The sequence below is a fragment of the Aequorivita sp. CIP111184 genome (genome assembly GCF_900489465.1).
GTDB lineage: Bacteria > Bacteroidota > Bacteroidia > Flavobacteriales > Flavobacteriaceae > Aequorivita.
On record NZ_UEFQ01000024.1, the window covers coordinates 315,221 to 329,858 of the forward strand.

Consider the following 14,638-nt stretch of genomic DNA (forward strand, 5'->3'; position numbering starts at 1 on the left):
GATGAAACATATAAAAATAGTGTTTTTGGGAAGTTTGCTCGGAAGTCTTTTTTCTTGCTCAAACAATGAAAAAGCAGATGGCTACGGAAATTTTGAAGCTACTGAGATCACGATCTCTTCCGAAGCCAACGGAAAACTTGAATTTCTAAATTTAGAGGAAGGTCAAGTTTTGGAAAAAGGAGAAATAATAGGTCTGGTTGATACACTTCAACTTTATCTCAACAAACAACAACTCCAGGCATCAAAAGCTACTGTAGCATCAAAATCTGGCGGAGTTTGGTCGCAGGTAAGTGTTTTAAACCAACAATTACAAACAGCAAAAACGGAACAGCAGCGCATCCAAAATATGTTCAACGAAAATGCCGCAACCCAACGCCAATTGGACCAAGCCAACAGCCAAGTTGATGTTTTAAAAAAGCAAATGCAGAATGTAGAAACACAGAATGCACCCATCGTAAACGAGGTAAAATCAATTGATGCAAAAGTGGCGCAAATAGAGGAGCAAATATCAAAAAGTAGTATAATTAATCCCATAAAAGGTACGGTACTAACCCAATATGCCGAAGTGGATGAGATAACTTCCTTTGGAAAACCACTATACAAAATAGCTGATTTGGAAGAAATGACACTTCGTATTTACGTAAGTGAAACGCAGCTTCCCAATATTAAAATCGGGCAAGAAGTAACTGTAAAAATTGATTCCGGCGAGGAAATGAAAAACTATAATGGAACTATCAGTTGGATTTCAGCTTCAGCAGAATTCACACCTAAAATAATTCAAACTAAAGAGGAACGTGTAAACTTGGTTTATGCGGTAAAAATTACTGTAAAAAACGATGGCAGCCTGAAAATTGGAATGCCCGCAGAAATGTGGATTTCAGAGTAGTTCGTAATAAAATAATCATTTAAAATTTTAAACAAATAAACACTTAAACTTTTCAAATTATGAAAAAAGTAATCTTAACAACAGCAGTCATTTCAGCATTATTAATAGGCTGTAATGAAACCAAACAAAAAGAAGAAAATACCGAAACCGTAGAGACCACAACAGGAATTCACGAACACGAAATGAAAGAAATGTCCCCTGAAATGCATTCAATGAACAACGCTTGGATAAACGAGATAAAATTGGACAACGGCAGTAAATGGCAAGCTAATTTGGAAACAACCGAAGGGGTTAACAAAATGCTCAGCTTAATTAAAGCTAGCGACCTAAAAACCGTGGAAGATTATCACGCTTTGGCTTCAAAATTAAACGAGGATAAAAACGTAGTGATCAAAAAATGTACTATGGAAGGTCCATCACACGATAATCTACACATTTTTCTTCATCCGCTTATTGAGAAAATTGAGGCTTTGGGAAAGGTTTCAACTATAGACGAAGGTGCTGAAGTTACCGCTACCATCAAAGAAAATCTTGAAGGGTATTACAACTATTTTCAATAAAAATAATTAAGGAAGTAATGAGCATTTCCCTTAGCAACATTAGCAAATCCTATAAAAAGGTAAAAGCGGTGCAGAACATTTCGTTTTATGTGAAACCGGGTGAGCTTTTCGGTCTCATTGGTCCCGATGGCGGAGGGAAAACTACCATTTTTAGAATCTTGACAACTTTGTTAATTCCTGATAGTGGTACTGCCACTGTTGCTGGTTTTGATGTTGTAAAGGATTATAAAGCCATACGAAAGTCAGTGGGCTATATGCCAGGACGGTTTTCACTTTATCAAGATTTGACAGTGGAGGAAAACTTGACGTTTTTCGCCACTATTTTCGGAACGACGATTGAAGAAAACTATGATTTGATTGAAGATATTTACGTGCAAATTGCACCTTTCAAAGATAGACGTGCAGGAAAACTTTCTGGAGGAATGAAACAAAAGCTTGCTCTCTGCTGTGCCTTGATCCACAAACCGAAAGTGCTTTTTTTGGATGAACCCACCACGGGTGTAGATCCAGTTTCGCGCAAAGAGTTTTGGGAAATGCTAAAGCGCTTACAGAAAAAAGGGATAACCATATTGGTTTCAACGCCATATATGGACGAAGCAGCCTTATGTGATAGGATTGCTTTGATTCAGGATGGTGAAATATTGGATATTGATACTCCGAATGCTATTGTGAGCAAATTTCCCAAAACCATTTACAATGTTGGTGCAAATAATATGTACAAATTGATTAAAGCACTTCAGCACTATGAACATTTGTATAGCGTATTTCCGTTTGGGGAATTTGTGCATTATACAGACAAAAGAGATTCTTTTGAAGTGGTCGATTTAAAATCCTATTTGGAAAAAGAAGGCCTAACAGATATTCATATAGAATCCACCCAAGCAAATATAGAAGATGCTTTTATGGAATTAGCGAAGTAATGAAAAAAGAGAATGTTATAGAAGCCAATCAATTAACCAAGACTTTTGGTGACTTCACAGCCGTAAATGCAATTAGTTTTGAAGTAAAAAAAGGAGAGATTTTTGGGTTTTTAGGTGCAAATGGAGCCGGAAAAACTACTGCTATGAAAATGTTAATAGGAATTTCTAAGCCTTCATCGGGCACAGCTAAAGTTGCAGGTTTTGATGTGTATTCCCAAACGGAATCTATAAAGAAAAACATTGGTTACATGAGCCAGAAATTTGCATTGTATGACGATCTAACGGTTAAAGAAAATATCACTTTTTTTGGAGGGATTTATGGGCTATCTAGAAAGAAAATCAAAGAGAAAAGAACACAGTTAATTTCCGAATTGGGATTGGAAAACATCAGCAATAAATTGGTTGGCTCTTTGCCTTTGGGCTGGAAACAAAAACTATCGTTTTCAGTATCACTTTTACACGAACCAAAGATTGTTTTTTTAGATGAACCCACGGGAGGCGTTGACCCCATTACCCGAAGACATTTTTGGGAAATGATTTATAAAGCTGCACACCAGGGCACGACCATCTTCGTGACCACACACTATATGGATGAAGCTGAATATTGTGACCGCGTTTCCATAATGGTGGAAGGAAAAATAGAAGCTTTGGATACACCGAAAAAACTGAAGGAACAGTTTAAAGTTGAATCAATGAATGATGTGTTTTTGAAACTTGCTAGGAATATTGAATAAACCGAAATTAACGTAATGAAACGATTTATAGGTTTTATAAAAAAAGAATTCTACCATATCTTCAGAGATAAGCGATCACTGTTTATACTTTTTGGTATGCCTATCGCTCAAATATTGCTTTTCGGGTTTGCTATTACCAATGAAATCAATAATGTAGATATCGCCATTTTAGACCACTCAAAAGATGCCACTACGGAAGAAATTATCAATAAAATTTCAGCTTCAAAATACTTCACAATAAAACAAATCATTGTTCGAGAAGCCGATATAGAAGCTGCTTTTAAAAAGGGAAAAATAAAGGCGGTATTGAATTTTGAAAAAGATTTCAGCAAAAATCTAATCAAAGAAAAGAAAGCTACTATTCAAATAATAACGGACGCAACCGATCCGAATACTGCAAATTCTATAACCAATTATATCAATGCGATACTTCAAAACTATCAGCAATCAAAAAATAAAGGAATTCAAATAGATTATCAAATTGTTCCTCAAACACGGATGGTTTATAATCCGGAACTAAAAGGTGTTTTTATGTTCGTGCCTGGAGTGATGACAATTATTCTAATGTTGGTATCGGCAATGATGACTTCAATTTCTATCACGCGTGAAAAGGAATTGGGCACAATGGAAATCTTATTGGTTTCTCCTTTAAAACCTTTTCAGGTTATTATTGGGAAAGTAGTTCCGTACATTTTTCTATCGGTCGTCAACGCCTCAGTAATAGTGCTTCTGAGTATTTTTATATTTAAGATGCCTGTAGTGGGAAGTCTATTTTTATTGGGCGCTGAAAGTGTTTTGTTTATAATCACTTCATTGGCGTTGGGTATTTTAATCTCAACCATAGCAGAAACTCAACAGGCCGCAATGATGATTTCCTTGATGGGATTAATGCTACCGGTAATATTGCTTTCTGGATTTATCTTTCCAGTATCGAGTATGCCAATACCACTCCAAATAATCAGTAACATAATCCCCGCAAAATGGTTTATCATCATTATAAAAGGCATTATGCTGAAAGGAGTTGGAGTGACTTATGTGTGGAAGGAAACCGTAATCTTGATCGGGATGACACTTTTCTTTATTGGATTAAGTGTGAAAAAATATAAAATACGTCTGGAATAATGAAGACCATTGGGTACATCATACAAAAGGAGTTCAAACAAATCTTTAGAAATAAAGGGATGTTGCCTATCATTTTTATCCTGCCCATTTTGCAACTGGTCATACTTTCCAATGCCGCTACTTATGAAGTAAAAAACATAAAATTTGCATACATAGATTATGATCACACCTCAACCTCCCGCGCATTGATAGAGCGGTTTAACGCCTCTACCTATTTTAATGTTATGACCGATTTTCCTTCCCAAAATAAAGCTAGTTCTGCAATGCTGGCCGGAGAAGTTGATGTAGTGCTGGAAATACCGAATCATTTTGAACGAAATCTACTGAAGTATAAAACTACCGATCTTTCTATAACAATTAATGCCATTGACGGTGCGGCAGCGGGTGTGGAAAGCGGTTATGTAAATCAAATTGTACAAAGCTTTAATAAAGATGTGGAAATGTCTATTATGAACACATCCAAAAAAGCTATACAACCCATAACAATTGAAAGCATCCCTTCTTTTTGGTTTAATACCACATTAAATTATAAAACCTTTATGGTACCTGGTATTCTAGTTTTATTGGTATCTATGATAACCCTTTTTCTTTCTGGGATGAACATTGTTCGCGAAAAAGAAATAGGCACTTTGGAACAAATAAATGTAACGCCCATACGCAAGAGCCAATTTATAATAGGAAAATTATTTCCGTTTTGGATAATAGGAATGGGACTATTAACCGTAGGATTAATACTTGCAAAAGTTATTTTCAATATTCCAATGTTGGGGAGTTTAGCGTTGTTGTATTTATTTACCTCCATTTATTTATTGGTAATTCTAGGAATGGGATTGCTCATTTCAAATTTCACCAATACACAGCAACAGGCTATGTTTATAGCTTGGTTTTTTACAGTGATTTTTATCTTAATGAGCGGATTATTTACGCCAATAGAAAGTATGCCCAAATGGGCGCAACTAGTTACCGAATTCAATCCCATAAAATATTTTGTTGAGATAGTGCGTATGGTATTATTGAAGGGTTCCGGTTTTATGGATATTTTACCCCAACTTTGGAAGACGTTGTTATATGCCGTTATAATGAATGGATTGGCCGTTTGGAGCTATAAAAAAGTAAATTGATGGAAAACGATAAAAAATATCATCTACAAAAAAGTGAATCTCCCTTTCTGCAAGGCCCTCGTTCCCGATTTAAGGAATTTATTTTTACGCTGAAAGTTCAGTATAATTTTATAAAAGGCTTTCGGAAAATGCACTTTATCGGGCCGTGCGTTACCGTTTTCGGTTCGGCAAGATTTACTCCCGACTCCAAACATTACCAAAATGCTGAAAAAATTGGGGCAGAACTTTCAAAATTAGGATTTACTATAATGACCGGAGGTGGCCCAGGAATTATGGAAGCAGCAAACAAAGGTGCTTTTGAAGCCGGTGGTTATTCGGTGGGCGTAAATATTATTTTACCCTTTGAACAAAAGCCAAACCCATACCTGCACAAATGGATAAACATCCCCTATTTCTTTGTTCGAAAATTTTTAATGATGAAATATTCTTATGCCTATGTAGTTATGCCTGGCGGAATGGGCACTTTGGACGAACTATTTGAAGCAATTACCTTAATACAGACAAAACTAATAGAAAATTTTCCTATTGTAATTTTCGATTCTGAATATCACAAAGAACTGTGTGAACATATCAAAATAATGGCCGCCAACGAAAGTATTAGTTCCGAGGATATGAAATTGCTTTTTGTAACAGATTCTGCCGAAGAAGTTGTGGAGCACATAAAAGTGAATGCCATTGAAAAGTTTGGTTTAGTTAAAAAACAATATCAACCCAAATGGTGGTACGGGGAAAACCGAAGGAAGTTTTAAACCGTAATTTCTTTAATGTCATACAACTTCGGAATGGTTACATTCCAACCATAAGTATCTTTTAATTTTACACGAAATGCATCCTGTGCCGTAGGCTCTCCGTGAATCAAGAATACTTCTTCAGGAGCATTTTTTATATCACTTGTCCAATCTAATAACCCTTGCTGGTCAGCGTGTGCAGAAAGACTTTCAATATGATGGATTTCAGCTTTCACAGGATAATATTTTCCAAAGAATTTCAATTCATAAGCCCCTTCCAAAAGTTGTCTTCCACGCGTTCCTTCGGCTTGGTAGCCCACCAATAAAACGGTGGTATTTGTTTTGTCAATTAGCTGTTTCAGATAAGTCAAAACCCTTCCGCCGGTGACCATTCCGCTGCCCGCAATAACTACTTTTGGCTGTGGATTGTCTATGGTTTCCCAGGTTTCTTTATAGGAAGTAATAATATTCATCCGGTTGTTCATCGCGTTGAAATCCTTCATCGGCAACTTGTGCCAATCTGGAAAATTCTGAAATACCGAAAGCACATTGTTGCCCATTGGGCTATCAATAAATATTGGGATGTTGGGGATTCGTTTTTCGTTATAGAGTTTCCAAAGAAGAAACATCAATGTCTGTAAACGTTCTACCGCAAAAGAAGGAATTATCAAATTGCCGCGGTTGTGAATGGTTTTATTGATAAGTTCCACCAGTTTATCTGAAACACTTTCCTGCGGATGAAGTTTGTTTCCATACGTACTTTCCATAAAAAGATAGTCGGCCTTCTCAGGTTTTTCTGGCGGGAAAAGCAATAGATCTTCTTCCCGACCAATATCTCCCGAAAACACAAAGGTTTTTCCGAAAATCTCCAACTCAATAAAAGTGGCTCCAATAATGTGCCCATTATAGCGAAACCGATATTTTATATTTTCTGAAAGTTGAATCCATTGGTCTTTTTCTTCAGCTTGGAAAAACCCCAAAGTAACCTCAGCTTCTTCCACACTATAAAATGGTTCGGCAGGTTTGTGTTTGGAATATCCTTCTTCATTGGCTTTTTCTGCTTCTTCCTCGTGAATTTTGGCACTGTCCAATAAAATGATTTTTGTAATTGCAAGCGTTGGTGCAGTACCTATAATTTTTCCGCGGAACCCTTGTTTTACCAGTCGCGGTAAATAACCTGTATGATCCAAATGACCGTGAGTGAGCAAAACCACATCTATCTCTGAAACCTCTATTGGTAAGTATTCCCAATTTTTTTCGCGTAGTTCCTTTAGACCTTGGAACATGCCGCAGTCTATTAAAATATTTTTTTCGCTGGTTTCGATTAAAAATTTGGAACCCGTTACGGTTCCGGCTGCGCCGAGGAAATGGATTTTTAGTTTTTGCATTTTATTCGTTTTTACATAAAAGTTTAATTTCTACTAAAATCCGCTCTTTACGTTTTTCTGAAATCCCTAAATGATCTAAAAAGAAAGCGTCATTTACCAATTGTTTACAGAGCACAACATCGCGACTGAGCAGAAATTGTTTTTCCCTTTGGCTCAAAAGTGTGGAAACAGTTATTGGATAAAGCCCTAAACGATCTATGCGATCCTTTATACCATCTCCCTTTGGGAAATCCCAACTTAAAAGGTAAAGTGCACTGCATTTACCATATTTCAAAGCATCTTCTGAAAACCTGGTATTTGTAACTACCCAGCCTTCGTTTGGCTTTTCAGAATTATCACTTTCGCTATAAAAATTTAATATATCTCGATATCTAGAGTGAATATACAATGGCACTTTTACATCGCAATTTCGGCCTTCATCACTGTGAAATTTGCACTCTGCAACTATATACCGTCCGTTTTTGTGCGCCACAACATCTACTTCGTGGGTTACGCATTTTCCATGCAGGAACTGGCCTGTTTCTACTTTAAAACCACTATAAAAAAGCAAGGCGCCCACAAATTTTTCAAAAGGAAAACCAGTGGGGCCAAGTTCATAAATAGCCTTCTTCAGTTTGTATTTTGACGCAAATGCGTTTTTCTTTTTTTTGAGCAACGCAAAGGCGCGATTATAAATCTCCTTGGTAGTAATGCCCTGGTAAAGTTCATCGCGCACGTTGTTGGAAATTTCCTCAACCAGCGATTCTTCCGCACCACTTTTACGTAAAGAATTTTTTAATTTTTCAATCGAAAATTTTGTTTTTTGGCCAGAGTGTTTTATTACTTCAATATTTGAAAAATTTTTCACCATACGATCAATTTCTTAAGTCATGCATAGCCAGTAATGGTATTTTAGTATGCATCCCTAACTCTTTTACCATCGGGTTTGAAAAAATACTTTCGAAGAAATTATGTTTTTTATTAACTATAGCGATCATCTCACTTTCTCGGCTCTGCACAAAACAGCGTACGCCATTTTGCGTATCCACATTGTATAGTGTGTGATGGGTAAATGTGGCAGGATCCAAAATATCTTCCAATAGTGCTTTATTTTCTAGCTGTGCTTTTGTCAAATCTTTGCCTTTTCGCATATGTAGTATACGAATGGGGGCATTGGTACAGCGTGAAATTTCAACTAGAGTCGCTAATTCTTTTTCTTTATAATGGGTTCTGAAACTGGTGGGAAATACAATCTCGTTTGGATCCTTAAACGTAACATTAGATGGAATGGCAAGTACAGGACAATTCCTGATTTTCTCCATGGCATTTACGGCATTACTACCCAGAATCGCAGATTGATTGGCGGTTTCACCTTGGGTACCTAAAATTATCAATTCTATGTCCTGCTTTTCCACTGTTTTCTTCATTACGTCAAAAAAGGGACCAAATTCACTCATGTAATTAAAGGTATGCTTATCATTTTCTTCATAAAAACCCATTTGTACTTTGAGCTTTTCCATATTTTTAAATGAAGCTTCCTGCACATTGTTCAGCTCTTTCTTAGTGGGTTCAGGACTTAAAAGATTATCCTTTGAATATCCTGAAAGGTAATAAGTATGCATAATGAAGAATTCTATATTCTCTCTTTTGTAAAGATCCATTGCATATTTGAGGGCGTTCCAGGCATTTTTTGAAAAATCTGTTGGTATCAATATTCTTTTATTCATCATTTCGATTTTCTTAAATTATAATTCAATTGTTATAAAATCTTTTAATATCTAACTGGTATAACCAATGTGGGCTTATTTGCGTGCTTGCCTACTCTACTAACGACAGGTTCTCGAAAGAGTTGTTTAATAAAAGCGTGTTTATGGTAAACCAAGGAAAGAAGATCTATATTATTTTCATTAATAAAATTATGTATGGATTTTGAGATATTTCCTTCTTTTGAAACGAAATGGAATTCGGTATCATATTCCGAAAGGTCATTTTTAAATTGTTCAAGATTATTTTGCTGCGCTGGCTCTAACGTATTTTTATCTCCAATGTGCAACAAGTGCAACTGGCTATTATACTGACGTACTAAACGAATAATAGGCTTCAGTTTTGAGAGTTGGTAAAATTCATTATAATCTGTAGCAAAAGCGATTTTTGCAGGAATTACAAAATCAACTTCGCGAGGCACGATAAGCAATGGACAGCCTTCTATTGTTTTGGTGACACTTATTGTTGTGCTTCCCATAAGCACTTCTTCGGCACCAGTGCGTCCTTTGGTGCCCATCACCACAAGATCATAACCATCATTAGCAATCATTTTATTGATAGTTTGGGATAGTTGTGCGGGTGTAGAAACTATGTTGAATGTATGGGGCAACTTGCCCATATCTAATTTAATTTTATGAATCAACTGTTTTCCATCTTCTTCAGAATGACTGTAGAGTTTTTCAACAATATTCTCGGAACGGCCAATATCTACACGACTTGTAAGTGTGCTAACTTCATTTCCAAATGAATGGAGAATGGTTATCTGCAAAGCTTCATCACTAAATAGTTTTGAAACATAAAATAAAGCCGCATAAGCGTTTTTTGAGAAATCAGTAGGAACAAGAATTTTTTTCATTTGTACGATTTTAAAAAAGTTTATCTAGGTAAATTTTGAAGTACTAAAAACGGAATATCTATATTCAATCCTATTTTTTCGATAGTTGATTGGTAAAGTATATTTTCCAAATAGGAATGACGTGTATTTATCATAACCAGCATATCTATGGGATTTTCAATAAGGAAAGTGTTAATTTCTTTTGTAACATTACTGCCGTTTTTTTGTTTAAAGTCAATTTGATTTTCACAAAAAGATGCTTCTAGAAAGTTTTTGTTATCCTGCTGCCGCAAAGACAATCCTGGAAACTTGGAAACATAAAGAAAGTGCATTTTTGAAACAAAACATTTAGCTATACAGCTCACAAATTTTAATTCCCGCCGTTTGTATGGCAACTGAAAATCTGTTGAGAACAAAATATTTTTAGGGTGTACATCCTTATAAACTGATGGAATGGCGAGCACAGGACATTTCACGTATTTAATAACCTGAAGCGTGTTACTGCCAAACGTCAGTTTTTTATCTGCTGTCTGCCCCTTGGTCCCCATAACCACAACATCTATATTTTCTTTTTCAACCCAATCATTTACAGAATCTACCAACATTCCGAATTCTGCCATAGTGTGTACTTCATGCTTGGGATTTGGCGAAAATTCAATAATTTGATTTCGAAAATTTTCTAGCTCAATTTTTGCTTTTTCCAGTGTTTTCTCCTTGAGTTTATCGAAAATTTCTTCAGTAACTCTAGTTTCAGCCTCGTACACCTCATCGGCAAATGCGTGCAGAATATAAATTTCAGCGTGATCATATTTAAAAAGTTCCGTGGCATACTTTATAGCATTCCATGAGTTTTCAGAGAAATCTGTGGGAATGAGTATTTTTCGCATAGCTAATAATTTAAAATATATACGTAAAGATACTAATCGACAAATTAAATAAATATGATAATTATCAATTAAGCATCTGATTTTTAAGTAATCGTTAAGAATAAATACATTTTAAATTTTGTAAATTCAAGTAAAAAATTTTATGAAAATTTCCGCAATTACATCGCTTATAATAACCACTTTATTGCTTGTAACCATAACCATTTTTGCAGTGATGGACTTTCCATTTAGCTGGGTATTTTACCTAACAATTTTGGGGCAGGTTTTATTGATTTTTTCAGTACTAAAAGTTCTTAAAGACTCTTACACCACTAACAAGACTTTTGAGGATTTTTATGAGGATTGCCCGTATGACCGGGAGGGACAGTTTCGTTAAAAATATTTTTTTAAAATAAAATATTCAATCTGTTGTGGGTATTAAAACTACTCGTGAAGAATTAAAAAAGGGACTTCGCTTTGGTAGTTTATAGAATTGATAATTGGTTTAAAAAGTAGTCTCTGAATCAAGTTTAAATTTTTGGCCACAATGGCAATCATATCTATTTCCCAAGTATCAACAAAATCCTGAATTCCTGTTTCAATATTTTTATTTTCCAAAAAATGAAAACTGTGTTTGGTTTCTCTAAAAAAATAATGCAAAAATCCTTTGTTATCGGTTTGTGATACGGTAAGTTCACTCTTTTGGGAACGTATGTGCAATACTCTAAGGGCGGCTTCCTGCAATTGCAATGATTGTGAAAGTGCGTTGATAACTTTGTTTCGGTATATGTAGTTATAATCAGTCAAAAAAGCAATATTTTTTATCTTATTAAATCTTGCATTTTCGGGAATTATTAATATGGAACATTTAACTTTAGTGATTACATCACTTGAATTGCTACCTATTTTATTGCGGTTAATTTTCGAAGCACCTTTGGTACCCATTAGGATATAATTAATTTCTTTTTCTTCAACATGTTTTCTAATTGCTTCAACCAAAAGTCCGTTTTCAAAAAGAGGAAAGAAAGAATGTTCAGCATTTTTCGCTAAGAGTTTACAGGTTTTAATTTCTTCCTGCAGCATTCCTAACGTGTTTTGGATTACCTGCTTACTTTCTAGCTGATCAAAAAATCCATCTGCTTCCTCCTCATGAGTGTTGAAATCTGAACTTTTCTGTGATATATGCAGAATATAGAAATTTACTGGAATAGCAGCAAAATAGTCCAGTGCATACCGAATAGCGTTGTGTGCATTTTCGGAAAAATCTGTCGGAATTAAAATATTCATCATTATATCATAATCTTACCGACAAAATTATCTCTAAGTATCGGTCCAGAAAATGATAAAGGTCAGTTATAAGAAAAATATTTTAAAAAACTTTGCTAAGTTTTTTAATTATTCAATTTCCCGTAAACTTTCCAAATTTATAATATGAATATCTCGTCCTTCTATTTCTATAATACCGTCTTTCTTAAAATCGGAAAGAGTTCTGATTAAGCTTTCAGTAGCTATACCAGCGGTGGTGGCTAAATCGTTTCGGGAAATTCTTAAAGGTGCACCCGGTTTTTTACTCATTATATCTACAAACTGAAGAATGGTTGCTGCCGTTTTTTTTCGAACTGAACTGTAAGCCATTTTAAGTAATTGTAATTTTATTTCCGAAAGATTATCTGTGAGAAGGTTTACCAATTCCAATGAAACATCTTGGCTCTTTTTCAAAATATCTTTCACATATTTTTTTGAAACACCAACAATTTCAGTGTCTTCAACCGTTGTTGCTGTTTCATTATAAGGAATATTATCTTCAAAAGAAGTGAAGCCTAAAAAATCATCTGCTTTGTAAAGCCCTGTAATAAGCTCTTTGGCATTGGCATCCATCGTGTGCGTTTTAACCACACCTTTCAAAATAAGAAACATACTATTGGAGTGGTCACCTCTTCGAAAGATTGTTTCTCCCTTTTTATAATTAGCTACCTGACCTTCATCACAAAAATAGTTTTTTAATTGATTCAGATTTTGGAGGTTATCATCTTCTTCGTAGGCTTCATCGCTGCTTTTGCGCATCGCCATAATGCTTGCTTTTGCCAAACGGCTTTCCACGGCACTAAGCAATTCCTGCTCTTCAAACGGTTTGGTTAGATAATCATCTGCACCCATATCCATCCCTTTCCGTATTTCCTTGTGTTCTGTTTTTGCTGAAAGGAAAATAAAAGGGATATGCTTGGTTTTTTCTTCAGATGCTACTGCTTCCAAAACACCATAACCATCAACTTCTGGCATCATTATATCGCAAATAATAATATTTGGCTCTTCTTTTTTAGCTTTTTCGATGCCAATTTTGCCGTTTGGCGCTGTAAAAACCTTGAAACCAGAAAGTTCTAAAAGCTCGGCTGTGTTTTCTCTTAATGCACTATCATCTTCTATGAGAAGTATTGTCTTCATTCTATTCTAAATTATTTTTTGTTGGAAAAGAAATTGTAAACGTGCTACCCTTACCTTCTTCACTTTCAAATTTTATTGTACCACCTAGATTTTCCAAATGGCTCTTAACAATATTAAGACCGATACCAGTTCCTTGATCCAAAAGTGCGTTCTCGGCCCGAAAATATCTATTAAAAATAAATTTCTGTTCTTTCTGTGGAATACCCATTCCTTCGTCTATAATTTTTATCTCAACCGTATCCTTCTTTGCAGTTACCACGACATCAATAATTGTATATTCTGGCGAATATTTTATGGCATTATTTATCAAGTTTGTGAGTGAAAGCTCTAAGATTTTTTCATCAAAATTTATGGTAATGTCGTCAATATTAATGGGATAGTTAATTTTTTGCCCATCTTTTAAAAGCATATTGGAATTGTAAATTACCTCATTAACAACTTTACTTAATGGCACCGTGTCAAACTTATAGTTGGCTTTACCAGATTCTAAACGTTCAATGGAAAGAAAATCATTTAGAATATTATTCAAGTACTTTACCTTGCTTTGAATAGTTTTTAAATGCTTTTCTCTTTTATCCTGCTGGTCTGTTTCAGTATATTTACCCACCAGTATGGCAGAGGTTAAAATACCACTTAATGGGGTTTTAAATTCATGGGAAACAAGTGATAAAAATTTAGTCTTCAACTCATTAAGCTCACGCTCCTTCCGAAGCGACTCCTTCATTTTATGTTCCGCTTCCTTGCGTTTTGCTACCTCTTCCCTTAATATTTCAATAGATTTTTTAAGCTCTTTAGTGCGTTCATCAATTTTTTGCTCCAACGATAAGTTAAGCTCAATTATTTCCAGTTCCTGATTTTTTCGCACCGAAATGTCCGTTACCAAAGCCATTACATATTTGCTGCCATAAATATCAAAAGGATTTAATCCTGCCTCTACGGGAAATACACTACCATCTTTGCGTTGTCCATACAGATCGCGTCCGTGACCCATTTGACGAGGGTCGCTTTTTTCCAAAAATTCGTCAACTTGATGGTGATGGTTTTCTCTGTAATTTTTAGGTATCAGTATACTCAGGTTTTGGCCTAATAGTTCCTCCCGATTATAGCCAAACATTTTATCTGCCGCATCATTGGAAGTAACAACTTCCTGATTTTGATTTACAATTACAATACCTTCCGAAATTGCTTCGGAAAGAATTTTGAAAATATTGTGCTTTTCTTCCTTAAAAACCTTCATACTTCAAAAGTAAGGATTTTAAACAGTTTTTGTTAACTGATTAATGTCATAAAATT

At 35.2% G+C, this 14,638-nt stretch carries 16 protein-coding genes; 8 read left to right on the forward strand and 8 right to left on the reverse strand.

Features of this window, described 5'->3' with window-relative positions; genetic code table 11:
• Position 1 precedes the first annotated feature (1 nt).
• The 7 genes from AEQU1_RS10725 to AEQU1_RS10755 are packed head-to-tail and all read left to right on the forward strand — an operon-like array spanning position 2 to position 6,092.
• Positions 2 to 886 (forward strand): HlyD family secretion protein, encoded by an 885-nt coding sequence (locus AEQU1_RS10725; RefSeq protein WP_111881029.1) that lies wholly within the window; start codon positions 2 to 4, stop codon positions 884 to 886.
• Positions 887 to 945: 59 nt separating this feature from the next.
• Entirely contained in the window at positions 946 to 1,446 is a 501-nt protein-coding gene (locus AEQU1_RS10730; protein ID WP_111881030.1) for a hypothetical protein, read from the forward strand.
• Between the two features lie 17 nt (positions 1,447 to 1,463).
• On the forward strand, positions 1,464 to 2,366 hold the full coding sequence (locus tag AEQU1_RS10735) for an ABC transporter ATP-binding protein (RefSeq protein WP_111881032.1): 903 nt from the start codon (positions 1,464 to 1,466) through the stop codon (positions 2,364 to 2,366).
• The gene (locus AEQU1_RS10740; RefSeq protein ID WP_111881033.1) at positions 2,366 to 3,100 is read left to right on the forward strand and encodes an ABC transporter ATP-binding protein; all 735 of its coding nucleotides are present in this window, start codon (positions 2,366 to 2,368) and stop codon (positions 3,098 to 3,100) included. Before AEQU1_RS10735 ends, AEQU1_RS10740 begins: the two co-directional genes overlap by 1 nt.
• 15 nt (positions 3,101 to 3,115) lie before the next feature.
• On the forward strand, positions 3,116 to 4,222 hold the full coding sequence (locus AEQU1_RS10745) for an ABC transporter permease (RefSeq protein ID WP_111881035.1): 1,107 nt from the start codon (positions 3,116 to 3,118) through the stop codon (positions 4,220 to 4,222).
• The gene (locus AEQU1_RS10750; protein ID WP_111881037.1) at positions 4,222 to 5,343 is read left to right on the forward strand and encodes an ABC transporter permease; all 1,122 of its coding nucleotides are present in this window, start codon (positions 4,222 to 4,224) and stop codon (positions 5,341 to 5,343) included. The genes AEQU1_RS10745 and AEQU1_RS10750 overlap by 1 nt, the downstream gene beginning before the upstream one ends.
• Positions 5,343 to 6,092 (forward strand): TIGR00730 family Rossman fold protein, encoded by a 750-nt coding sequence (locus AEQU1_RS10755; protein ID WP_111881039.1) that lies wholly within the window; start codon positions 5,343 to 5,345, stop codon positions 6,090 to 6,092. Before AEQU1_RS10750 ends, AEQU1_RS10755 begins: the two co-directional genes overlap by 1 nt.
• On the opposite strand, the gene AEQU1_RS10760 is transcribed toward AEQU1_RS10755, so the two are convergent.
• From AEQU1_RS10760 to AEQU1_RS10780, 5 genes are read right to left on the reverse strand one after another with little or no spacing between them, the layout of a single operon-like run.
• Entirely contained in the window at positions 6,089 to 7,459 is a 1,371-nt protein-coding gene (locus AEQU1_RS10760) for an MBL fold metallo-hydrolase RNA specificity domain-containing protein (RefSeq protein WP_111881040.1), read from the reverse strand. The genes AEQU1_RS10755 and AEQU1_RS10760 overlap by 4 nt on opposite strands.
• 1 nt (position 7,460) lies before the next feature.
• Complete coding sequence (locus AEQU1_RS10765; RefSeq protein WP_111881042.1) at positions 7,461 to 8,309, reverse strand: ATP cone domain-containing protein; 849 nt, start codon at positions 8,307 to 8,309, stop codon at positions 7,461 to 7,463.
• A 4-nt stretch (positions 8,310 to 8,313) separates the two neighbouring features.
• Complete coding sequence (locus AEQU1_RS10770) at positions 8,314 to 9,168, reverse strand: universal stress protein (protein ID WP_258455280.1); 855 nt, start codon at positions 9,166 to 9,168, stop codon at positions 8,314 to 8,316.
• A gap of 41 nt (positions 9,169 to 9,209) precedes the next feature.
• On the reverse strand, positions 9,210 to 10,058 hold the full coding sequence (locus AEQU1_RS10775; protein WP_111881043.1) for a universal stress protein: 849 nt from the start codon (positions 10,056 to 10,058) through the stop codon (positions 9,210 to 9,212).
• Positions 10,059 to 10,078: 20 nt separating this feature from the next.
• Positions 10,079 to 10,924, reverse strand: coding sequence for a universal stress protein (locus tag AEQU1_RS10780; RefSeq protein WP_111881045.1), 846 nt, complete (start codon positions 10,922 to 10,924; stop codon positions 10,079 to 10,081).
• 142 nt (positions 10,925 to 11,066) lie between these two features.
• Between AEQU1_RS10780 and AEQU1_RS10785 the strand changes: the two genes are divergently transcribed.
• Entirely contained in the window at positions 11,067 to 11,300 is a 234-nt protein-coding gene (locus AEQU1_RS10785; RefSeq protein WP_111881046.1) for a hypothetical protein, read from the forward strand.
• Positions 11,301 to 11,347: 47 nt separating this feature from the next.
• Here AEQU1_RS10785 and AEQU1_RS10790 read toward each other — a convergent pair whose 3' ends face one another.
• From AEQU1_RS10790 to AEQU1_RS10800, 3 genes are all read right to left on the reverse strand, one after another.
• Complete coding sequence (locus AEQU1_RS10790; RefSeq protein WP_111881048.1) at positions 11,348 to 12,193, reverse strand: universal stress protein; 846 nt, start codon at positions 12,191 to 12,193, stop codon at positions 11,348 to 11,350.
• Positions 12,194 to 12,298: 105 nt separating this feature from the next.
• Positions 12,299 to 13,345 (reverse strand): response regulator, encoded by a 1,047-nt coding sequence (locus AEQU1_RS10795; protein WP_111881049.1) that lies wholly within the window; start codon positions 13,343 to 13,345, stop codon positions 12,299 to 12,301.
• 1 nt (position 13,346) lies between these two features.
• Entirely contained in the window at positions 13,347 to 14,582 is a 1,236-nt protein-coding gene (locus tag AEQU1_RS10800) for a sensor histidine kinase KdpD (RefSeq protein WP_111881051.1), read from the reverse strand.
• Between the last annotated feature and the right edge of the window lie 56 nt (positions 14,583 to 14,638).